21 protein-coding genes and 1 tRNA gene are annotated in these 22,242 nt (G+C 64.8%); 15 read left to right on the top strand and 7 right to left on the bottom strand.

Annotated elements, in window-relative coordinates:
* The first annotated feature begins 235 nt into the window (after positions 1–235).
* The gene (locus Q368_RS0112620) at positions 236–817 is read left to right on the top strand and encodes an NYN domain-containing protein (RefSeq protein WP_029459429.1); all 582 of its coding nucleotides are present in this window, start codon (positions 236–238) and stop codon (positions 815–817) included.
* Between the two features lie 63 nt (positions 818–880).
* Here the strand turns inward: Q368_RS0112620 and Q368_RS25655 are convergent, their stop codons facing one another.
* From Q368_RS25655 to htpX, 4 genes are all read right to left on the bottom strand, one after another.
* On the bottom strand, positions 881–1,450 hold the full coding sequence (locus tag Q368_RS25655; RefSeq protein ID WP_156955705.1) for a hypothetical protein: 570 nt from the start codon (positions 1,448–1,450) through the stop codon (positions 881–883).
* Positions 1,437–2,183: a hypothetical protein gene (locus Q368_RS0112610; protein ID WP_029459427.1), complete on the bottom strand. Its 747-nt coding sequence runs from the start codon at positions 2,181–2,183 to the stop codon at positions 1,437–1,439. Before Q368_RS0112610 ends, Q368_RS25655 begins: the two co-directional genes overlap by 14 nt.
* 9 nt (positions 2,184–2,192) lie before the next feature.
* A complete protein-coding gene (locus tag Q368_RS0112605) occupies positions 2,193–3,113 on the bottom strand; it encodes a hypothetical protein (protein ID WP_156955704.1) in 921 nt (306 codons plus the stop codon).
* A 387-nt stretch (positions 3,114–3,500) separates the two neighbouring features.
* Entirely contained in the window at positions 3,501–4,352 is an 852-nt protein-coding gene (htpX, locus tag Q368_RS0112600) for a zinc metalloprotease HtpX (protein ID WP_029459425.1), read from the bottom strand.
* A gap of 1,171 nt (positions 4,353–5,523) precedes the next feature.
* Between htpX and Q368_RS0112595 the strand changes: the two genes are divergently transcribed.
* The 9 genes from Q368_RS0112595 to Q368_RS0112555 all read left to right on the top strand — a co-directional run bounded on the left by Q368_RS0112595 (position 5,524) and on the right by Q368_RS0112555 (position 14,126).
* Positions 5,524–7,266 (top strand): hypothetical protein, encoded by a 1,743-nt coding sequence (locus Q368_RS0112595; RefSeq protein WP_029459424.1) that lies wholly within the window; start codon positions 5,524–5,526, stop codon positions 7,264–7,266.
* Positions 7,267–7,322: 56 nt separating this feature from the next.
* Positions 7,323–8,321: a 2-hydroxyacid dehydrogenase gene (locus tag Q368_RS0112590; protein ID WP_029459423.1), complete on the top strand. Its 999-nt coding sequence runs from the start codon at positions 7,323–7,325 to the stop codon at positions 8,319–8,321.
* 77 nt (positions 8,322–8,398) lie between these two features.
* Positions 8,399–8,860, top strand: a complete 462-nt coding sequence (locus tag Q368_RS0112585; protein ID WP_029459422.1) for a CBS domain-containing protein — start codon at positions 8,399–8,401, stop codon at positions 8,858–8,860.
* 6 nt (positions 8,861–8,866) lie between these two features.
* Positions 8,867–10,204: an ArsB/NhaD family transporter gene (locus Q368_RS0112580; protein ID WP_029459421.1), complete on the top strand. Its 1,338-nt coding sequence runs from the start codon at positions 8,867–8,869 to the stop codon at positions 10,202–10,204.
* Positions 10,205–10,213: 9 nt separating this feature from the next.
* Positions 10,214–12,397, top strand: a complete 2,184-nt coding sequence (locus Q368_RS0112575; RefSeq protein ID WP_043785859.1) for a hypothetical protein — start codon at positions 10,214–10,216, stop codon at positions 12,395–12,397.
* A gap of 198 nt (positions 12,398–12,595) precedes the next feature.
* Positions 12,596–12,766: a Flp family type IVb pilin gene (locus Q368_RS0112570; RefSeq protein WP_029459419.1), complete on the top strand. Its 171-nt coding sequence runs from the start codon at positions 12,596–12,598 to the stop codon at positions 12,764–12,766.
* Positions 12,767–13,164: 398 nt separating this feature from the next.
* Entirely contained in the window at positions 13,165–13,335 is a 171-nt protein-coding gene (locus tag Q368_RS0112565; RefSeq protein WP_029459418.1) for a Flp family type IVb pilin, read from the top strand.
* A gap of 131 nt (positions 13,336–13,466) precedes the next feature.
* Positions 13,467–13,853 carry a PaaI family thioesterase gene (locus Q368_RS0112560; protein ID WP_029459417.1) on the top strand — a complete coding sequence of 129 codons (387 nt, stop codon included), beginning with the start codon at positions 13,467–13,469 and terminating at the stop codon, positions 13,851–13,853.
* 66 nt (positions 13,854–13,919) lie between these two features.
* Complete coding sequence (locus Q368_RS0112555) at positions 13,920–14,126, top strand: hypothetical protein (RefSeq protein ID WP_029459416.1); 207 nt, start codon at positions 13,920–13,922, stop codon at positions 14,124–14,126.
* Between the two features lie 291 nt (positions 14,127–14,417).
* Here Q368_RS0112555 and purM read toward each other — a convergent pair whose 3' ends face one another.
* Complete coding sequence (gene purM / locus Q368_RS0112550; protein ID WP_029459415.1) at positions 14,418–15,479, bottom strand: phosphoribosylformylglycinamidine cyclo-ligase; 1,062 nt, start codon at positions 15,477–15,479, stop codon at positions 14,418–14,420.
* Positions 15,480–15,505: 26 nt separating this feature from the next.
* Between purM and Q368_RS24550 the strand changes: the two genes are divergently transcribed.
* The 3 genes from Q368_RS24550 (at position 15,506) to Q368_RS0112530 (ending at position 17,349) form a co-directional block, all read left to right on the top strand.
* The gene (locus tag Q368_RS24550) at positions 15,506–16,183 is read left to right on the top strand and encodes a hypothetical protein (RefSeq protein WP_156955703.1); all 678 of its coding nucleotides are present in this window, start codon (positions 15,506–15,508) and stop codon (positions 16,181–16,183) included.
* 15 nt (positions 16,184–16,198) lie between these two features.
* Complete coding sequence (gene amrS, locus Q368_RS0112535; RefSeq protein WP_029459413.1) at positions 16,199–17,215, top strand: AmmeMemoRadiSam system radical SAM enzyme; 1,017 nt, start codon at positions 16,199–16,201, stop codon at positions 17,213–17,215.
* Between the two features lie 57 nt (positions 17,216–17,272).
* Positions 17,273–17,349 (top strand) — tRNA-Pro (locus Q368_RS0112530).
* 394 nt (positions 17,350–17,743) lie between these two features.
* Here Q368_RS0112530 and Q368_RS0112525 read toward each other — a convergent pair.
* Entirely contained in the window at positions 17,744–18,067 is a 324-nt protein-coding gene (locus tag Q368_RS0112525; protein WP_029459412.1) for a hypothetical protein, read from the bottom strand.
* Between the two features lie 20 nt (positions 18,068–18,087).
* A complete protein-coding gene (locus Q368_RS0112520) occupies positions 18,088–19,056 on the bottom strand; it encodes a choice-of-anchor D domain-containing protein (protein WP_162179641.1) in 969 nt (322 codons plus the stop codon).
* Positions 19,057–19,294: 238 nt separating this feature from the next.
* Between Q368_RS0112520 and Q368_RS0112515 the strand changes: the two genes are divergently transcribed.
* Both Q368_RS0112515 and Q368_RS23895 read left to right on the top strand, forming a co-directional pair.
* Positions 19,295–20,206: a hypothetical protein gene (locus tag Q368_RS0112515; protein ID WP_029459410.1), complete on the top strand. Its 912-nt coding sequence runs from the start codon at positions 19,295–19,297 to the stop codon at positions 20,204–20,206.
* A gap of 1,365 nt (positions 20,207–21,571) precedes the next feature.
* Entirely contained in the window at positions 21,572–22,237 is a 666-nt protein-coding gene (locus Q368_RS23895; RefSeq protein ID WP_052360150.1) for a 4Fe-4S dicluster domain-containing protein, read from the top strand.
* The last annotated feature ends 5 nt before the right edge of the window (positions 22,238–22,242 follow it).

Genomic DNA, 22,242 nt, shown 5'->3' with positions numbered 1-22,242 from the left:
CAGCATTTCCGCCGCGGCCGGCGCGCCGCCTTTCTCCGCCGCACGCCGGCGTGGCGTCGGGCACTCTCGCCAGAAAACACCTAATCTCCTGAAAATAAAGAATTTCACAAATTTCTCGACTTTTTTTCTTCCGCATCCCCGCATTTCATGTAGAGTACGAGGAGCGGCGCAATGGTTGTTTGCCGCAATTCCTCCCTTTCCGCGAAGCCATACAATAAACGTAAAAGGAACGCCTATGGAAGAACGCAAACTCTGGCTGATCGATGCCGGCTACATGTATCGGGGACAATCCATCTACAGTCGCGATTACAGCATTGATTATGTCAAACTGAGAAACAAGCTGGAAGTTGAAAGGCCGCTTTGGCGGGCGTACTATCTCAATTCCGTGCCGACTCCGACTCCTGATGCGCAAGTCTCCTTCTACAACTGGATGCGTAGCGCCCCGCCGCTTGGCCCGAAAATCATCACCAAGCTCTACGAACTGCGCTCCAGCGAAATCAGCGAACTCTACTGCGAGCAGTGCCGCCGCAAGGTGTCGGTGTCCTGCCCCAACGACCACAAGCATCGCCTGAGCCGCGAACAGCAGAAAGGCGTGGACGTGGGTCTGGCCACGTTGGCCCTCACCCACATCGAGAACTACGACACGCTCATCCTCTCCTCCGGCGACAGCGACCTGCTCGACGCCGTGGAGTACCTCACGGAGAAAAACAAGCGGTTCGAACTGCTCGTGTTCAAAAACGGCGTGTCCACCGACCTGCAATGCCGGGCGGACCGCATCTACTGGATCGACGACTTCGCCCAGGACGTGGCCCGCTAGTCGTCCGCAGCAACGGAAAAAGCCCCCCGCGACGGCGTCGCGGGGGGCTTTCTTCTTACGCCCTTATTGCAGATGATTACGGGAAACTCTGCCTGGTGTAGTCTGAAAATCAGACCCTCCGTCGCCGAAAGCCCTTTGGTACACGGCTACAACCTGTGACTGCCTGATCGCATCATCATATCTGGCGAGGCAAGCCGAAGGCTGGGCCGTATCCGGCAGGGTCAGCACGCACTGCATCACCTCCTTAAAAAGGGCAAAAGAGTCGCGGTCTCCCGCCAATATCACATAGTCGTCAAAAAGATGTTTTGCCTCGGGCGACAGGAACGGAAGGCGGTCGCGCAAGTTAAGAACCGTCTGAAAGTCTTGATAGGAGGCGTAGGCTGCCAACGCCTCCACGAAAAACTTATATTTATAACCATCTGTAAAAGCATTATTGTAGGTTGTGCGGATCTGCTCATCGTTGACACATCCGCGAAGTCCCTCACTGAGTTCTACATACTCCCTTTTTTCGATGTGTGCTGCGATATCACTGAGCCGGGGACAAACTCTCGTCAGCGGCGGGGCGTCTGGTGGCTCAGGTTTTGCTATTTCCAGTGAACTACAGCCATCAAGAAACATGCTAGCGAAGAGCATCAACAAAACGCATGACCGACTGCATAGTGAGAGCATGGACAATTCCTGTGAAGTTTTTGTTTTCATCAAGCACTTTCTGATTGACGAGACCGACTGCTCCGCCACCTACCATGAGGGGCGCGCCGCTCCCCCCTTGGGCGAAAGGCATGAGAAAGGCCCAGATATCGTTGTCCGTAGCTTCTATGATATATCCCTTCGAGAGGATGCGCGGGCGCGTGGTCATGGGAGGAAAAAAGGAATAGTTCTCACTGCTGCAGACTGCCCCCACGGAGGCGCCCCTGCCGGCGGGTACCGCTGGCAATGACGCCTTGACGATCAGAGCGGCGGCGTCGATATCCTTGGAAACCACGTGGCGCACGACGGGGAGCACCATTTTCCCAGGCCCTTCCACGGTCAATCCTGCCGAGGAATCACTCTGCACATCGGCCAGGGCATGGGATGCAGTGACCAGCACGGTGAAGCCTGACAGCTTGGGATTCGCCGTGGCCACCACAAAAGCGGTGGCCACGGCCTTTCCCTGGACAACGACGCGGTATACCATGCCGGCTGCAACCTTAGTGGGATGGGTCGCCGCCAATACGATGCTGGTCCCGATATCTTCCTGCCGGCTCGGAGGCGCAGCCTTGACAGTAACCGGGAGGTCGGCCACGTCAGGCGTGATTTCTCCCGGTTGCCGGTTCTTTACGCACGCGCATAGCAGACAGGCGCACAAGATAACGGTGAGTCGTTTCATGGATTGCCTCTATTCACTTTCAACGATGCGCCTGCCGACTTTGATATATACTGCATACTGCTCAACGAGATCGTTGCTGCTGGCATAGCTGCTAAGGTAGGGTGCATGTTTGTCGTACAGAGCGAGGAACTGCCGCATGGATTTCCTCGCCTCCACAGCGGTCGCACTGGCATAGCCAGATGGTCCTGACACATAGTGCTTGTAGTCCAGGACGGCGCGCTTAAACAACGGCAAGCCCTCCTCGAAATACCGGAAGGCCTGGTACTGTTGCGATGGAGATAGCCCTCCCGCAGGCTCGCCTGGCAACGCCGTCTCCTGCAGGAACTGCCGTAATTCCTTCGACACGTGGGAGACCGCGACTCGCGGCGCAGGGATGGGCAGCGGTTGCGGCGCAGGAGTGGCCAGTTGTTGCGGCGCAGGGGCAATCAATGGGCGCCGCATCGGCACTGGCACGATATCCTCCGTTCGCCGAGATATATCGACACGGGGCGTCGGCACTTGCCCAGCGGCGATCTTGCTTGTCCGCCCTGACTGAGCCTTTTGCGCATTCCCTTTCAACCGGGATTGCCGATCGGCTTTATTCTGCTTGTCCCCAAACACCTTGGAAGGCGCAGGGGGTTTCATAACCTGTTCCTTAGGGTGTACGGGTATATTTTTCTTGCGACCCCCTGAATCCTGAACAACAGGGGCAATATCCTTATTTTGAATGTCGCTTGCATTGGCAGCTACTTCCTGTACCCCGGGTTCCTGGTATGCTGGGGTATGTATTTCTACCTTTGCAATATTGCCCGCATTATTCCGCACCACAAGTATATGATTGAGAACATCCGAAGAGAATATTGAACTCAAGATCCCGGAATATTCTAACAAAACCCACATTAAGCCACCCAAAAAGCTCACCACAGCCACCCACTTCCTGAAGCTGTCCATGATGGCCTCCCAATATGCGACTTCCCTTTTGAACCGGTAAGCGAAATGCCCCGGCCAAGAGCTCGGTACATATACTCGACTAAAATATAATTATATACATATTTATTTGTCAATTTATTTTTCACTTTCCTCACGCCCTCCGAACCAAATCGTGAAGCATTCTTCGCGCCTGGAATGCGGTTTCGCACCATCCGCAACCACATAAAATATAAAGCATATTCCGCCCATCGGACATGGGCAACAGACGTGCTCGGCTTCAACCGCTTACCGGTCTTGCCGGCTGGCGGACTTCACCTGCACCCAAAAAGAAAGGGCAGGCGGTAACCTGCCCTTTCCCTTCGGACGATCTGAGCCGTTGAAGAGGAGTAGCGATACGCCGCGCCCAGGCTACCGCCCGGCCATTTCGCGCAGGCGGCGGATGCGTTCCTCGGTGGGCGGATGGGTGGAGAAGAGCGACGCCATGGACATGCCGGCGAAGGGATTGACGATGAACATGTTCTCCGTGGCCGGATTGGCGTTCATGGGGATGCGCTGGGCGTAGGTCTCGAGCTTGCCGAGGGCGCCTGCCAGGGCCAGGGGCGTGCCGGAGATGCGCGCGCCCGTGGCGTCGGCCAGGTATTCCCGCGAGCGCGAGATGGCCATCTGGATCAGCGATGCCGCGATGGGCGCGAGGATGGCCATGAGCAGGCCGCTTAACAGCCCGTGCCCCCCTTCCTCGTCGTCACCCCGGCCCATGCCGAAAATCGCCCCCCATTGCAGCATGTTGGCCATCATGACCACGGCCCCGCCGAGCACGGCGGCGATGGACTGGACGAGGATGTCGCGGTTTTTGATGTGGCCGAGCTCATGGGCGAGCACGCCGCGCAGTTCCTCGGGCGAGAGCAGGCGCATGATGCCGTCGGTCACGCAGACCACGCCGTGTTCGGGGTTGCGGCCCGTGGCGAAGGCGTTGGGGGCCTCCTGGGGCACGATCATGACGCGGGGCTTGGGAATGCCGGCATTGTGCGCCAGTTCCTCGACCATGGCGTGCAGGCCCGGGGCGTCGGCCGGGGAGAGTTCCCGCGCGCCGTACATGGACAGCACGATCTTGTCCGAAAACCAGTAGCTGCCGAGGTTCATGACCATGGCCATGAAAAAGGCGATGACGAGGCCTTGCCGGCCGCCCATGGCCTGGCCGACGACGAGGATGAGCGCGGTCAACAGTCCGAGGAGCAGGGCTGTCTTGATCTGGCTGCTCATGATGCGTGTGGTCCTCCGTGTCTCTTGGGAATACAAAAAACCTCGCCCGGTCCTCGGTCGGGCCAGGCGAGGTCGTATCGGTCATGTTGCGCGTTGCGTTACCTTGTTGCCGTTACCCTTCCATTACGGCCTTGGGACGTTTCCGGTCGTTGCAACCGGGTCCGGGCCCTGTCGCCGGCGAAGGCGTGGTTGCCTTCGCCGAGCGGGTTCCGGAGAGAACCTCCGGTTCCGCGTTGCGCGGCGAGACATCTCGCCGGGAAGGAACTTGCTGCTATCTTCTTTGCGCCGTTTCCGGCACGTTGTACTTTCCGAAGTTTCCGGAATCCTGATCCTTGTCCTTTCCGAAGTGGCCTTGCGCCGTCTTGGCGCTTTCGCGGCCTCTTCTCCCGCGATCGGGGAAGTCCTTTCGCCGTTACGGCCCTCAGGCAGCCGTCTGTATCAGGGCGACTCTTCTCGCCGGATATGGAAGTTCACTGCCCGTTGGCTGCGTCCTCCGGCTTGAATGACCTTTCGCGTTGTTCAGTCCAGGTTCCCTGTTCCGTGGGTTTGCGCTTTTCATCCCGGACGCTTGCGTCCGGGGGCGCCTCTTCCCGGCGGGGGTGGAAGGGCCCCCGCGCTTACGGCCGCTTTCGGCCGTCACTTCAGGGCGACTCGCTTCGCCGGATATGATGGTTCGTAGCCCATCGGCCTGACCTCCGGCTCGGGTTGCCTTTCGCGTTGGAAAAACCAGTGCCTCTCACCCAAGATGTTCGACGTTTCGTGCCTGCCCGCAGGCCTGCACCGTTCTGATCCGTCCCTCTGGCGATCGGGGAAGTCCTCTCGCCTTGTTGGCTTACGACTTTTGTCGTTTTCCGCCAATTTTCCGGGGCGACTCGCTTCGCCGGGTATGGGAGATGGCCTCCGTCGCGGCGTTCCCCTCCTGCTCGGGTTTCACCTCTTATGAGGTTGCCGTTGATTCTAGAAATAATCGTTCCGCCACATTTGTAAAGCGGAATCTTCAAAAAAAGGTCACTTTCGCCTTCCCCCCGCAATCACGGCATTTTGCCCGCGCCCTCGCGCCCCCCATGGCATTGACAAGCCCCGCCGCCCTGGGCCACCTTGCGCCCGCATGCCGCCGGCCGCGTTCGCGGCGGGAGGCGACCCGCCGCGACCGGCAAAGGCCCGACCGACCATGACAAAGGACCCAAACGCCCGCGCATCGGCCGCCCTGCCCCTGTGCTGCCTCGTCTGCGCGCTGTGGGCCGTGCACGCCCTGCTGCTCGGCAACCTCGCCTTCACCGGCGACGAGGTCCGCTACGTCGCCTACGGCCTGGGGCTCTTCCACGGCCAGGGCTTCCACCCCTCGGACGCGCTGTGGCGCGAGATGCTCGCCGCAACCGATGTGCTCTCGCCCCTGGCCGAAAGCCCGGCCGGCCACGCCGGGCGGCTCATCCATTCCGTGGTCTACCCTGTCCTCGGCTCCCCGGCGCTTTTTTTCGCGGGGCTTGACGGCGCGCGCTGGCTGTCCTTCGCCGTGGGCGCGGCAGGGCTTTGCGTGCTGTATGCGGCCCTGGTGCGCCGCTTCTCCCGCCAGGCGTCCCTCGCCGCCGTGGCCGCCGTGGCCTTCGCCTGCCCGGTGCTGCTCTACCTGCGCCTTTTTTTCGCCGAGATCCTGCTTTTTACCGTCAACGCCCTGGTGTTGCTCTTTTTCGTTTCGGACGCTCGCCGCGAGCCGGGGAACGCCGTGCCCGCCGTCTTCGGCCTGTGCCTGCTGCCCTTTGTCCACGTGAAGCTCTCGCTCGAGGCGGCCATCGCCTGCGCCATCGTCTTCTTCACCCTGCGCCCGCGCCTGTCCCTGGCGCGCCAGTGCGCCATGGGCCTTGTCGCCGCTCTCATGTTCGGGCTCTTTCTCCTCTATAACTCCACGCTCTTCGGCGCGGCCATCGGCGGCGGCAACCCGGCCTTTCCCGTGACGCTCGCGGCCGTGCCCGACCGCATCGTGGTCAACCTGCTCGACATGCGCCATGGCCTTTTGCCAAACGCCCCGCACCTGCTGCTCGCCCTGGTCGGGCTTTTTTACGTCTGGCGCGATGGCGACGCGGCCGGCCGCATTGTCCTGGCGCTTCTCGCCGCCTACTTCTGCACCATGCTCTGGGCCAACGGCAGCGAGGCCTATGCCGCGCGCAACTGGATGGCGGCCATGCCCTTCGTGGCCTATGGGCTGGCCCGCTGGCTGGCCGCGCCCGGGACCCGCGAGAAGTTCCTGGCCCTGCCCTTTTTCCTGCTCTCCTTTTGCCTGCTGTGCGTGCTCGTGCGCTGGCCGAACGCCTTTCTCGACAGCCGCAACGCCCCGGTGCCCTACGAAAAGCTCTTCACGCTCCTGCCGCACCTGCACCTGGGCTACCTGCTCCCCTACGACTTCCTGGACCACGAGGGCGCGGGCTTGAATGCTTCCCTCGGGCGCGGGCTCGGCGTCGCGGCCGTGCTCGGCTGTTTCGCCGCGGGCCAGATCCTGGCCGCGCGCCTGCGTCGGGCCTGGCCGGGCGCCACCCTCCAGGTCCTGGCCCTGGCGACGATCCTCTTTTTCTCCCTGGTGGAAAAAGTGCCGGACGTGGCCGTGTCGCTTACCCGCGAAGGGGACGACGCCTTTTTCCTCAACTGCGCCCTGCCCGCCCCCACCGAGCTTGCCTTCCTGCACATCGCCAACCCCGACGCGGCCATGAAGCCCTACGGCTTTTTCACCATGGGCCTCGTCGAGGCCCGGGGCATGGCCGCAAGGCGCGTGCGCGCCTCGACGGTCACGCCCCTGCCGCCGTTTACGCCCATCGCGGCCCTTCTCGTCGCCGAGCGCGCGCCACGCCCGGACAAGCGCTGGCTCGACAGCGCCGCGGGAGCGGCGTTATACCGGCGTGTCCTCTCCCTGCCGGGCCTGTGACGCCGGCCCGGAAACGGGAGCGGCGGCAGCGCATCGTTTTCAAGAGGAGGTGCAGCATGGACGCACGCCCCAAGGTCGTGGTGACGCGGCGCATTCCCGAAGCCGGACTGGCCCTGTTGCGCGAGAATTGCGACGTCTGGGTCAACCCCGACGACCGGCCGCTGACGCGCGCGGAGCTTCTTTCCCGGGCCGCCGACGCCGACGGCGTCATCGGCCTGCTCACCGACCGCATCGACGCGGGCTTTTTCGACGCCGCGCCCAGGCTGCGCGGCTACGCCAACTACGCCGTGGGCTTCGACAACATCGACGTGCCCGAGGCCACGCGGCGGGGACTCCCCGTTTCCAACACCCCGGACGTGCTCACCACCGCCACGGCGGAACTGGCCTGGGCGCTGGTCTTCGCCGTGGCCCGCCGTCTGGTCGCCGCCGACGCGGTCATGCGCTCCGGGAACTGGCCCGGCTGGGGGCCGCTGCAATTCATTGGCCAGGAGATAAGCGGCCGGACGCTCGGCATCTTCGGCCCGGGCCGCATCGGCACGGCCATGGCCCGCATGTCGCGGGGGTTTTCCATGCCCGTGGTCTACACCGGCGGCCGGCGGCCCAACACCGCCCTGGAGACGGAACTGGGCGCGAAAAAGCTGCCTTTCGAGGAATTCCTGGAAACCGCCGACATCGTGAGCATCCATGCGCCGCTGACGCCCGAGACCCGCCACGCCTTCGACGCCGTAGCCCTTTCGCGCATGAAGCCGACCGCCATTGTGGTCAACACCGGCCGCGGCCCCATCATCGACGAGCAGGCGCTGGTCAATGCCCTCAAGGCGGGCCGCCCGGCCGGCGCGGGCCTCGACGTCTACGAAAGCGAGCCGCGCATGGCCGAGGGTCTGGCCGCGCTTCCGAACGTGGTCGTCGCCCCGCACATCGGCTCGGCGACGCAGACGGCCCGCGACGGCATGGCCACCTTGGCCGCGCGCAACCTGCTCGCCATGCTGGCCGGGGACTCGCCTCCCACCTGCCTCAATCCGCAGGTTCTCGCCGCCGCGCCGGGCCGGTCTTGACAATTTTCGGCAAAAAGGCGCATTGCCTCCTGCCGTAACCCTTCCCCGGCCCCGCAGCCACGACGCAAGGAGCGAACATGCGCATACGCAACATGATGCACGACTCCCTGGCCATCGTCGGACCCGACGTCACGTTCTCCGAGCTGCTGCTCGCCTACCGCGACACCGACTCCCGCCTCGTGTACGTCGTAAGCCCCGAAGGCAAGCTCCTCGGCGTGGTCAGCAGCTACGACATCCTGCGGGCCCTGTTCCCGTTCTATCTCGATTCCAACCTGGTCAAGGCCCTGCCCGACGACGCATCCGTCATCCGACAGGCCTTTTCCGGCTGCAAGGGCCAGCCCGTGTCCGAGATCATGACCACGGACTTTGTGGCCGTCGGCCCCGACGACCTCTTCCTGGAGGCCGAGGCGCTCATCGCCGAACGGGGGGTCAACGTGCTGCCTGTGCTCGACGACCAGGGCAAGCTTGTGGGCGAGGTGAGCCGCCGGGCGATCCTCAAATACCTGGCCGCGCACTGCGGCCTGGACGCCGGGGAGTAAGAGGCCATGTTCTGGACCGCCACGGCCATTTTCGTCTGCGCCTACGCCGTCATCGTTTCGGAGAAGATCAACAAGACCAAGGTGGCGCTTTTCGGCGCCGCGTTGACGCTCGCGCTCAAGGTGCTCACGCAGCACGACGCCCTGCACGACGTGGACCTCGGCGTGGACTGGAACGTCATCTTCCTGCTCATCTCCATGATGATCATCGTCAACATCATGACCAAGACGGGCGTGTTCCAGTACGTGGCCGTCAAGGCGGCCAAGCTCGGACGCGGCGAGCCCTTCGCCATCATGGCCATCTTCGCCGTGGTCACGGCCGTGTCCTCGGCCTTTCTCGACAACGTCACCACGGTGCTGCTTCTGGCCCCCGTCACCCTGCTCGTGGCCAAGGAGCTGGAAATCGACCCCGTGCCCTACCTCATCACCGAGGCACTGGCCTCCAACATCGGCGGCACGGCCACGCTTATCGGCGATCCGCCCAACATCATGATCGCCTCCAAGGCCGGCCTCGATTTCGTGGATTTCCTGATCCACCTCGCCCCGGCCATCGTGGTCATCATGATCGCCTGGATGCTGTGCTGGAAAATCGTCTTCGGCAAGCGGCTGCACGTGGGCGAAAAGCAGAAGGCCCGCATCCTGGGCATGAACGAAAACGCCCTCATCAAGGACGCGAAGCTTTTGACCAAAAGCCTCGTCGTCCTCGTCCTGACCATCCTCGGCTTCATGCTCCACGGCTTCCTCGGCTACGAGCCGGCCACCGTGGCCCTGCTCGGCGCTTCGACCCTGCTGCTCATTTCCGGCGAGGACCCGCAAAAGGTGTTCGAGGAAGTGGAATGGCCCACCATCTTTTTCTTCATGGGCCTTTTCATCATCATCGGCGGCACGGTCAAAGCAGGACTCATCGAGTACTTTTCCCAGAAGGTCATCGCGCTGACCCACCCGACCAAGGACTCCATGCTCGTGCTGTCCATGGTCATGGTCTGGTTCTCGGGCATCGCCTCGGCCATCGTGGACAACATTCCCTTCGTCGCCACCATGAATCCGCTGCTGGCCGAACTGGCCGACAAGGTGCTCGGACCATCGACGGGACTCACGGGCAGCGCGCTCTACACCCACCCGACCATGCTGCCGGTGTGGTGGTCGCTGGCGCTCGGGGCGTGCCTCGGCGGCAACGGCACGGCCATCGGCGCGTCGGCCAACGTCATCGTGGTCGGGCTCGCGGGCAAGGCCGGCCAGCATATCTCCTTCGGCCGCTTCCTCAAGTACGGCGCGCCCGTGACCCTCGGCACCATCGTCATCTCCATGCTCTACATCTACTTGCGCTACTACGTGCTCGGCGTGTAACGGGGCGGCATGCCCAAGGACGCGACGAGGACCACCGCGTATTTCACGGCGCTTTGCCTCGCTGTCACGGCCGTCCTGGTCCTGTGGGGCTACCTCGAGGCCGGCCCGGCCACGAGCGACGACCTGTACTACGAGCAGAACGTCGTCGCCGGCCGCCTGGGCGCGCTGACCAGCGAACTGGCCACGGGCTCGGGCCGCTTCCACCACTACCTCCACGTCGCCCTGACCTCGCTGCCGTACTTCCTGGACAGCCCCGCCGCGCGCCACGCCCTGTCGCTGCCGGTTTTTCTCGCGGCCATGGCCGGCTTTTGCCTCTTCGCCGGAAGCGTCGTCGGCGCGCCCTGGCTCGGCGCCCTGGCCACGCTTTTTGCCCTGGCCTTCTACCAGGACAACTGGCACCACAACATCCTGACGGCCTATCCGCTGGTCTTCGATTCGGGGCTGCTCTGCCTGACTCTGGCCGCTTGCGGGCTGTGGCGCTACGGCCGGGGCGGCGCACGCGGCTTTCTCGCCGCCGCCGTGCTCCTTTCCTTTGTCGCCTGCTGCCATTTCGAGGCCTTCCTCGCCTACGCGCCGCTTTTTTGCGCCCTCCTCTGGCTTGCCGCGCGCGGCACGCCGCGCGCGCGCTGGGGAACCATGGCCGTCTCCTGCCTGGGATTTATCGCCTTCGTAGCCGCAAGCCTCGCCTACCGCGCCCTGCACCCCAGCCAGTACGCGGGCAACGCCCTGGCCGTCTCCGACCCGGTCGTCCTTGTCCGCACCGTCTGGGCCTACAGCAGCAGCGCCCTGCCGCTCGGCGCGTTTCCCTTGAGCTGCGACTGGATCAACCGCTTTCCCACCGTGACAAGCGCCCTGGTCCTGTCCCTGCCGCAGTTCCTGGCGCAGCTCGCGAACCACGCGGCGCGGCTGGCCCCGTCCTGGCTCGCCCTGGCTCTCGTGAGCGGCGGCCTGACCTACCATCTCCTCGCCCGCGAAACAGGCCCGGCCCTGCGCCTGCGGCTTGTGCCCGCGTGCCTGTGCGCCTACGCGTTCGTGTGCCCGAACCTTCTCATCGCCCTGTCGCCCAAGTACCAGACTCCGGCGGCCGGCGGCCTGGCGTGGTATGTGACCTCGGGCTTTTCGGGCTACGCCGCGGCGGTGGGCCTCGCCGCCGCCGCGCTGTGGCTCTGCGGCCGCCTGGGCGGCAAACCGGCGGCGAAGCGCCTGACCGCCGGCGCGCTCGCCGTGATCGTGGCCGGTGTCACGCTGGCGACCGCCGCGGTCAACGCCTCGGTGCGGGAAAGCAAGGTCGCGGCCGGCGCGCGCTGGCGCGCCGCGACGCTCGCCGCAAAAAGCCCGGCCTTTGCCGCCGTGCCGGATGGCGCGCTGCTCGTGGCCCCGGATCTTTTCGTGGCCATAAGCGAGGAAAAACCGCGCCAGGGCTACTGGGAGGACTGGTTTGCCCACCGCAGCGGCAAGCGGCTGCGCGTCGTCGCCGTCGCGCCCGCCCCCTTGCCGGCGGATGCGCCCGTGTTCGCCCTGCGCCGGCTGTCGGGGCCGACCGACACAGTTACCGCCGTGCTCCTGGGCAAGGTCGCGCGCCTTGGCCCGCCAAACGCCGACCCGTACGCGCCGCATCCCGACGCGCCCACGCTTTTCGCGGACAAGGCCACGGTCACGGCCGACGCCGGCAACCGCTACTGCGACCTGCTCTACCAGGACGGCGGGCGCTTCCGGCTTACGCCGGCCGACACCGTGGGCCGGGCCGGGCTTGCGGAAACGTCCCTTGCCGCCACGGGCGGCGGCATCGCCCTGGATTCCGTGGCCCTGGTCCCGGCGCGCGGCTTCACCCCGAGCGCACCGTCCCGGGCGCTTCTGCGCTTCGGCCCGGGCTTTTCCGCGCCCGAGCGCGCCATCACCGGCGACATCGTTTGGGCCGGGGAGGCCGGAGAACTGCGCCTGCGCCAGGACGGCGACGCCCCCCTGCGCGCCCGCCTCGCCTGCACGCTGATCGCCCTGGCCCCGGTGCGCCTGGCCGTAACAGGTCCGGGCATGTCCCGGGAGATCGCCTCCTCGGGCCTTGCCACACCCATGACCCTGGACCTGACGCTGCCGCCCGGGGAAACCCGCCTGACGCTCGCCGCCCTGCCCCCGGGAAACGCCTCCCCCAAGCGCTTCGGCCTGCTCGGCGCAAGCCTCTCCCCCCTGCCCTGAGGCCAGGTTCCACAAACGCGGGATCGCCGCGCCGCAAATCCACGTTTCCTCGAACGTCCGCGCGCCTAAGAATTCTTTTCACTGTGATTTCAATAGGATGCCAAACCCCTTCCGTTTGGCACGCCCCCTGCTTTTCCCTCAGGCAAGAACGGCAACGGAAGCAAAGACCAGAAACATATATCGAAGGGGAGAAAAACCATGCTGCGCACCATCACCACTTTCATTCGTGACGAGGAAGGGGCCACCGCGGTGGAATACGGGCTCATGGCCGCTCTCATCGCCGCCGTCATCATCGGCGTCGTCACCACCCTGGGCACGAACCTGAGCGCCGTCTTCAACAAGATCGCCGGTCAGATCAAGGTCAACTAGCCGACCGCCCATCAGAACTTTCGCGCAACATGCTGGGCCGCCCCCGGAAACGGAGGCGGCCTTTGCATTTGCACGTCGTTCACGCGGTTACCCATGCGCGAGCACATGCTTTCTTCTGGATAGTAACGGTCACCTCGGGAGCATGCCAATGGAACAGGCGCACCCATGCCCATGGCCTTAGGCTCCTTCCCGATTCCCCGCTCCGGTTCCACGAATACGGGAACAGCATGCCGATGCCCCACGATTTCTCGAACGTGTCGTTAAAAAAAACACCCTTCTTCAATCCCTACGCCATGTTCCCCCAGGCGGTTCGATTGGCACGCTCTCTGCTAATTCCGTGTGTCAGGAACGGCAACGGAAGCAACGACCAGAAACATATATCGAAGGGGAGAAAGACCATGCTGCGCACCATCACCACTTTCATTCGCGACGAGGAAGGGGCCACCGCGGTTGAATACGGACTCATGGCCGCTCTCATCGCCGCCGTCATCATCGGCGTCGTCACCACCCTGGGCACGAACCTGAGCGCCGTCTTCAACAGCATCGCCGGCCAGATCAAGGTCAACTAACCAGGCCGCCCAGAGGGCTTTCGCACAGCATGCCAGGGCCGCCCCCGGAAACGGAGGCGGCCTTTGCATTTGCGCGCCGCCGTCTTGCCTCGCCTCGCCCCTTTTGGCATGGTCCCAATAAGGAGCCTTCCATGCAGCCAGCCACCCACACCGCCATCGCCCCGTCCCTGTGCGGATCGCCCGTGTCCCTTGCGCCGGGCCGGGCCGTCGTGCGCCTGACGCTCGACCCGGCCATGGCCGTTGACGCGCGCGGCCTCGTGCACGGCGGCTTCGTGTTCGGCCTGGCCGACTACGCCGCCATGCTCGCCGTCAACGACCCGTTCGTGGTGCTCGGCGCGGCCGAAGTCCGTTTCCTGTCCCCGACGGCCGCGGGGGAAACCCTCGAAGCCGAAGCCGTGGCCGAAACCGACGCCGGGCGCAAACGCCGCGTGGCCGTCACGGTCCGCCGGGGCGAAACGGACGTGTTCCAGGGCGCGTTCACCTGCTTCGTCCTGGAAAAGCACGTCCTCGACCAGTAGCCCCGGCCGATACGTTCGGATCTTGCATCAAAGCGGCCGCCGGCCGCGACGAAAAGGAGAAACGCCATGAGTTTCGAGCTGCGACACCCCGCGCCTCTGGACGCGCTCCCGGAATGCGACTGCATCTTCTGCCGGAAGCAGGCCCTGCGTTCTTCGGAAGCCGCCAGGAACGGCGATGCCGTGACGGTCGAACTCTTCTGTCGCTACTGCGGCGCACGGAAGACCATGTCCTTCAAACCGGCCGCCGACGGCAAGCAGTGGGAGCCGGCGTAGCGCCCTTGCCCTGCCGCGCGTGGCCAGGGCAACCCGACCCGCCTTGTGCGGGGGACGGGCCGGCGCGGTAGTGCCGGAAGGCGTCAGGAATGCCACGGGAAAGGGGAAGGCGTGCGGCGGGCGCGCGGTCAGGCCGCGCGCCGACGCGAAAGAGCGGCAGGCCTTCGCGCCCGCGTGCGTGCGGATGCCGGCGGCGACAAGCGGCCACGCGCCGCCACGTCCCGGCGGCCTGCCCGCACCGTCTCCGCGAAAGCGGCCGTCACGCGGGACGCAGCCCAGGGCCGCGCCGGCTCAGGCGCGGTCTTCGGGAAAGGCGACGACCACCTGCTCGTCCCCTTCCTTGCGGATCTCGATGGAACCGATGATGCGGGCGTATTCGTGCAGGGCCTTGAGGCGCTGCATGACGTCGCCGGCGACCTCCGGGGCGACCACCAGCATGAAGCCGATGCCGCAGTTGAAGATCTGCAGCATCTCCGGCCAGCTGAGCCCGCCCTGTTCGCGCAGCCAGTCGAAGACCGGCGACACTTCCCAGGAGCCGAAACGAAGATGCGCGGCCACGCCCCGGGGCAGGATGCGATTGACGTTGTCGTAGAAGCCGCCGCCCGTGATGTGGACCATGCCCTTGATCTCGAAGTCGCGCAGCAGGTTGAGCACCGTCTTGACGTAGATGCGCGTGGGCGCGCAAAGCGCCTCGGCCACGGTCTTTCCGGCCAAGGGCATGGGGTCGTCGGGCCCGAGTCCCGAGGCGTCCAGGATCTTTCGGATCAGCGAATAGCCGTTGGAATGCGGGCCGGAGGATTCGATGCCGATGACCACGTCGCCGACGCCGATGCTCGAGCCGTCCACGATTTTGGCGTTGTCCACGATACCCACGCAAAAGCCGGCCAGGTCGTAGACGCCGTCGGGATAAAAGCCGGGCATCTCGGCGGTCTCGCCGCCGAGCAGGGCGCAGCCGGACTCCTTGCAGCCTTCGGCGATGCCGGCGACCACGCGCGCGGCCAGATCGACCGAGAGCTTGCCCGTGGCGAAATAATCCAGGAAGAAAAGCGGCTTGGCTCCCTGAACCAGAATATCGTTGACACACATGGCCACAAGATCGATACCCACGGTATCGTGGCGATCGAAGTCATGGGCGAGCTTGAGCTTGGTGCCGACGCCGTCGGTGGAGGACACCAGCACCGGCTCGGCATAGGCTCCGGCCTCGAGCTTGAACAGGCCGCCGAAGCCGCCGATGTCGGAGACCACGCCCTTGCCGTAGGTACCGGCCACGATGGACTTGATGCGCGAAACCAGGGAGTTGCCGGCGTCGATGTCAACGCCCGCGGCCTTGTAGGCTGCCGATCTGTCGGCCATGGGTTGCTCCTTGCGAGGACTGCGACATGAAAACATTTTTTCATAGTGTTTTTGCGGCCCGAATTCAAGGGAAGCCTGTCCCCCCGCTCGCGGCGGCCCTGCGCGCGGCGCTTCCGGCCTTCGCGCTCGTCGCCACGGCCTTCCTGGCCCTTCCCTGCCGGCCCGCGGCGGCTGACGGCATGGACGGCCCCTCGCGCTACGGCCCGCCGCCGGAGCTGCCGCCCGGCTCGCAATCCGGCGACGACACGCCGCGCAAGGACATCCACATGGGCACGGTGGACCACATGCGCATGGGCCGCGACGAGGAAGGCAACGAGATCATGGAAATCCGGCCGCGCCCCAAGCCCGACCAGAACCAGCCGCAGGCCGGCCCCTTTTACATCTATCCGCAGGTCGGCCTGCCCGGGGCCATGCCCATGGGCGCAGGGCAAGGCATGGGGCAACCCGGGACCGGGCAAGGCGGATACGGCACCGGCAACATGGCCCCGGGCGGGCAGTACGGCCAGGGCGCGGGGCAGGCCCGGCAAGGCCTGCCGGCTGGCGGCCAAAGCGGCCAGGGTGGGCAGGCCGGTCCCTCCGGCCAGGCCGGGCAAGGCGGCATGTCGCGGCAGGGTTCGCTGCCGCAGGGGCAAGGCGGCGCGGGGCAGGCCGGCTTCGGCCAGCAAACGGGCGCGCAGCCGGGAACCGGTTCCCAAACGCCGTAACAAAGGAGGGACGCCATGCATCCGGCACGGCTTTGGAAAAAGCTGCCCGACGGGCGCGTGTCCTGCCGACTGTGCGCGCACTTCTGCCGCATCGCCGACGGCTCGCGCGGCCTGTGCGGGGTGCGCGTCAACAAGGGCGGGGCGCTTTTCACCCTGGCCTACGAGCGGGTTGCCGCGGCCAACCTCGACCCGGTGGAGAAAAAGCCGCTCTACCACTTCCACCCGGGCAGCCGGACTTTCTCTTTCGGCACCATGGGCTGCAACCTCTCCTGCGCTTTCTGCCAGAACTACAGCCTGTCCCAACCGCCGCGCCAGGGCAAGGCCGTAACCGGCGAACGGGCGACCCCGGCCGACCTCGTGGCCGCGGCCAAACGCAGCGGCGCGACCTCCATCTCCTACACGTACTCCGAACCCACGGTCTTTTTCGAGCTCATGGCCGACACGGCCGTCCTGGCCCACGAGGCAGGGCTTGGCAACATCATGGTCTCCAACGGCTTTTCGAGCCGGGCCTGCCTGGACGCCCTTGCCGGTCTCATCGACGCGGCCAACATCGACCTCAAGGCCATGGACCCGGCATTCTACGAGCAGGTGTGCGGGGCCAAGCTCGCGCCGGTGCTCAAAAACCTCGTGCACATCCGCCGCCTGGGCTGGTGGCTGGAGGTGACGACGCTGCTCATTCCCGGCCGCAACGACGACGACGCACAACTGACGCGGCTGGCGCAGTTTTTGGCCAACGAACTCGGTGTGGACACGCCCTGGCACATTTCGCGCTTCCATCCGGATTTCGCCATGCGCGACGTGCCGCCGACGCCGCCGGAACGCCTGGAGCGCGCCTACGCCATCGGCCGGGAGGCGGGACTGCGCTACGTCTACGTGGGCAACGTGCACGACGACCGGCACAATGCGACGCTGTGCCCGTCCTGCGGGGCCGTGGTCCTGGCGCGGGCGGGCATGGGGCTCGCGGCGTCGCACACGCACGGAGGCGCCTGCGACGCCTGCGGCGCGGCCATCGCCGGGCGCGGCCTGCCCTGAGGCCGTCGCGCCTTCTTGCCATGGGCGGGAAGTTGCAGTAACCAGTGCGGTCTTCGTCGGGGCGTGGCGCAGACTGGTAGCGCGCCTGCTTTGGGAGCAGGATGCCGGGTGTTCAAATCACCTCGCCCCGACCAATATATTTCAAGGGGACAGACCGTATTCGGCCTGTCCCCTTTCGCTTTTGGATAACCTGACTGGACAGTCTGTTGCCCAACCCGACAGGATAACGAGGGAATTTTGAACAACATTCGGGCAGGCTGCGGGCTGCAAACGGATTTGCTGCGGGGTGTCCCACCCAAGGCCCTGTGCGATGGGATCAGCAGGCCCCAATTGACTTGGTAGTGACTATGATCATCTACAACGCTGGGGCCGCCTGGGCCTTTTTCGCTTCCATCTGCCGACGCAGACAAAACTCGTTTGACCGATGCGTTCGCCGCATTTCTGCCGTTTTGCTTCACCGCCGGGGCGAATCACCCCTGTTGGGGAGACTTTCCGAGAGGAGATGGTTTCAGACTCGTCGCGCTTTTCCTACTGCAGCAAAAACAGTATTCCGGGAACCATGGGCCGGGTGGTCGGCTGGGCGCTGCGAAAGACCGTGGCGCTGCCGGTTCCGGCGTAGAGGACGTTCGGGTCGGCCGCGGACACGGCCAGGGCCGTGACCACCCGGTTGCCCTGGCCGGTTGCCAGGGAGCCCGTGCCCACCCATTCCCCGTAGGCGGCGTACAGGACGCCGGCCGCGCTCAACAGCGCCGCCACGGCGGCGCACGCGACCCACAAAAAAGCCCGCCTGCGTGAACGCCGCCGCCCCGGCCCGAGGCGTTCGGAGGGGCTTGGCATGGCGTGGCCGGGCATAGTGTCCTCCTGGCGCGGCCTCATTCGGGCAGGCCGGTGTTTTGCGCCGTCCATGAGACGCAGTCGTTGCCGCTGGTGAACACCCCTGCCCCGGTCCCGGCGAAAAGCTGCCCGGCCCCGGTGACGATGAGCGAGAGGACCTCCGGGGAATCAAGGCCCGTATCGGTGCAGGCGTTCCAGGTCAGGCCGCTGTCCCGGCTGATGAACACCCCGCCGCCGTTGGTGGCGGCGAAGAGCGTCGCGGTGTCGTCCGGTTTGATGGCCAGGGCCGTCAGCCGGGTGTCGGAGGGCTGCACGGTGGCCGCCGTCCACGTCGCGCCGCCGTCGGCGCTGGCATAGACCCCCGAGCCGGCGACGGCGGCATAGAGCTTCGAAGCCGCGACCGGATCGGCGGCGATGGCCCGGACCGCAGCGCTTCCCGTGCCGCTCAGGCTCACAGGCCATGCGGTGCTGTAAGTCCCGGTGCTGTCCGTATACGTGGAGGCCAGGGACAGGGTGGCAGGGCGGCTGCCGGCGACGGTGGGCGAGAAACCGATGATCAGGCCGCACGACCCCGCCTCTGTGAACGTGGCGGAGCATGAGGAGGTGACGGCATAGTCGCCGCTGCCCTCGCCGGAAAGCGTGGCGGAAATCCCGCTCGTGCCGGCCAGGACGGACAAGATCAGGGATTGACTCGTGGCGCTGCCCGTGGCCACAGCGCCGAAATCGAGGGAGTTCTTGTCCGGTGTCACGGGTGGTTGCCCGCATTCCTTCCCGGCGTATCCGGCTTGGCACTCGCAGGTGTTAAACGCCACGCAACTCCCATGGCCGGAGCAGCAGACGACGTTCGTAGAGTTGCTGCAAACCTTCCCCCAGCATATTTCGGCATCAGCCCGACCGGTCCACAGGCAGGCGAGAGCGAGCAGCACGGCCGCCAGGGCGGCCGGGAGCCGGGGGGCGGTTCGTGTGCAGGCCCCGGAAAGGGGGATGGCATGAAGTTCACGACGCATGTGCAGACTCCTTGTGTGCCGCTGTCGGTCCATGGTGAAATCTATGGCCGGCGGACGCCGAAAAGAACAAGATGGTTTCCCTGGTTTTTTCGCCACAAAAAAACCACAAAAAACCCGGATAATTCCCGGCTGTCCCTGGAGCCGCCCAGCCCGGGAACCGCCCGGCGCGTCCTGGACATGACCGGAAAAAGCCGTCAGACAGGACGGATATCTTCACACCGACACATGGCAGCGCTTCATGGACAATTCCTCACGTTCCGGCAGACCCGCCAAGCCGCGCCACCCCGTGGCCGGGGGCCATCTGCGCCGCGCCTTGAAGATGCTCGGCAAGAACTGGCGCAAGAACACCCAGGACCCGGAGCACGTCCTCAACTGGGAGGCCTGGACCGCCCAGGGACTGCCCCGGAGCACCACCACCATCGACGCGGACATCCGCCAGGGCGTCCCCGAGGAACGCCTGGCCGCCTACGCCTGCTGCCTGGGGCTGTCGCCGGGGGCGCTCCTGTCGCCGGACACGGACCTGGCCGCCCTGCTGGGGACCGCCGGCCGTGTCCGGAAGTCGAGCCTGCCCGTGGTGGCCCCGGGCTTCGGCCCTGCCTTCCACGACGAATATCCGGCCTTTAATTCCCCGCACTACCTGGAGAAGCTCTTCGCACTGCTTGGCGGCGTGTACCGTGCCCACTACGTGTTGCCCATCGCCGACTTCGTGAACCGGTGCGTCTTTTGGGTGCATCGCGTGGAGGCGGGCTGTCTCGCGGCCCGGGGGCTCTTTATGCGCTTTGGCCTGGACAATCCCTTCCAGGCCACCATCTTCCGCTGGCACAACAATCTGCATGTGTCGTATCTCTGCGACAATAAAAAAGAACTCGGCCACTTCCTGCTCGTCGACCCCCTGCGCCACAATCTGGTGGCCAGGCGCGACCCCTTCTGGCTCAAGGGCCAGGGCGTCACCGACAGCGGCCTGGCCGACAACATGCCCGTGTCCTTCGCCTTCCGCATGCAAAAGCTCCTCACGCCGGACGAGGGCGGCCTGGAGGGGCTTTGGGACCGGGAGTGCGACGACCTGCGGCGACGGCCGAGCATCCTGCCCGGAGACGCGGAGTACGCGTCCGAGCGGGCGGAGGTGGCGTCGCCGGATGCGCTGGTGTGAGCCAAGCCCGGAGCGGGAGTCTCGCTGGATGATGCGGCGCGAAGCTGTCTGAACAGGGAGGCCCTGCGCCGGGCCGGGAGCATCCGGCGCCGGGTGGCCGGGGATCCGGGCATCACGCCCCGCCAGAGAGGCTGCCGGGTCAAGAAGTTTTGCCCGGAGGCCATGGTGGCCGCGCGGCGGACCAAAGGGCGGGGAAAGTCCCGGCGGCGATGGAGAGAAGACGATGGACACGCTGCGACATCAGGGCGTTGGGAGGGAGAGGGGCGTTTTGGATTAACGCCGGAGAACCGGGATTGGCCCAGAAAGGATCGATTTTGTCCGGCCGGGCTTCTCCAACTGCACAAAATATCCAATAATATCAAAGGATGCAGGCGGCCAGTGCGCCTTTGGGAGCAGGATGCCGGGTGTTCAAATCACCTCGCCCCGACCATATTTCAAGGGCTTGCGAGTCAGTCGCAGGCCCTTTTTTTGTGGGAAATTTTCGGGGTACAACCTGGGGTACAAAAGTGAAGCCGTTGGGCGGGGGCGTGGTTTGCTCCCTGCCCGGCCCTGGCTCTGGCCGCTGCCGATGTAATCGACAACGAGCCCGGCCGGCTTGTCCCGGAACAATCGCCCATGGCGATCCTCAAGAAGATGAAGGGACTGGAAAGAAGCCGCCGGCGCGGTCGGGTCAAGGTGACCTTGGCCGTTTTCATGGCCGCCGCCGTCCGCAACATCCTTTGACCCCACCAGCGCCCCCAGTGCCAGGCCCGGCCATGTCAGGCCGCAGAAAAACCGAAAAATTCCCCTGCACTAGTTAGTTACGATTTCCGGGGCAAGCCCAGAAGGTCTTCAACCCGCTGCCCAGTTGGGCCACGGCCTTGGCTCACGCCGCTTGAGGGTATGAAAGATTTCTGTAGTGAGCTCCTTTGACTCACTAAAAAGTGACTTCCCGGGTCATTCCGACCCGATTTCCCAAACACACCAACGTCCTCTTCAAGGCCTTTCCAGGGTTTTGCGGACCGTTTTTCATGCCACGCAAGACATAACCAACTTGCCAGCAACATTGGAACATTATCGCCACACGCACACAGGGTGGTGCGTGTCGCGACCGCATGCACCGCATCGCTGGCCTTCATTTTGCTCAATAGGGCCAAGTTCTGATTCCAGAGGGGCATCAGGGAGGCTAGCCGCTGCCAATATGAGGAAAAGTGCGCACTTTTCTGGTTGAAACCGCGCTTTTCAAGCAAAATAGCATCAAAAGCAGAAGACAATTTGGCAAAAAGGGACACAGCGCGCTGCATTTAACAAAAATTGCGGAAAAAGGCTCAGGTTATCCCCATGAATCAGTGTTTCCTTAAATCGGCCCATACGAAGGAGGCCCCCATGAGCGAAAATGCGACCCCAACCCTGCCCGAAGCCGTGGAGACGCGTCTTCCCGACGAGCACCGGGAGGAGGCACAACCGCCCGAGAAGAAGTTACTCCTCAGCCGCAGAAGGATGCTCGGTTTTTTGGGCGTTCAGCTCGCCGCCGGCGCACTGGCCGTCACCAATGTCATGGCCGCGCCCAAGAACTTCAAGCCGGAATGCACCAACCGCGGCATCACCCCGGCCCAACTGCCCAATGCCCGGGCTTGGCTCGTCACGGACCCGACCGCCTGCGTCGGCTGCCGGACCTGCGAGATCGTCTGCTCCCTGTCGCACGACGACACCTGTCAGCCGACCATCGCCCGCATCCACACCCTGTACGATCCCCTGCACTCCCTGAACAAGCTCTGTGCCATGACCGAGGCGTGCAAGCAGTGCAACATGGCCGACTGCTACCTGGCCTGCCAGTACGACGCCCTGGTCCTGGACAAGAAGACCGGCGCCCGGATCATCGATCCCAAGAAATGCCAGGGGTGCGGCGAATGTTTAGCGGCCTGCCCGTGGAACATGGTGGTCTTCAACGAGGCAAAAAACATCTACTCCAAGTGCGACCTGTGCGGCGGCGACCCGTTATGCGTGAAATATTGCCCGGCCGACGCGATCAAGTTCGTTGAATTGGGATAACCCCC

Source organism: Solidesulfovibrio alcoholivorans DSM 5433, from assembly GCF_000702665.1.
In the GTDB taxonomy this organism is placed as follows: Bacteria; Desulfobacterota; Desulfovibrionia; order Desulfovibrionales; family Desulfovibrionaceae; genus Solidesulfovibrio; species Solidesulfovibrio alcoholivorans.
This window is presented reverse-complemented; position numbering and strand designations above follow the sequence as displayed.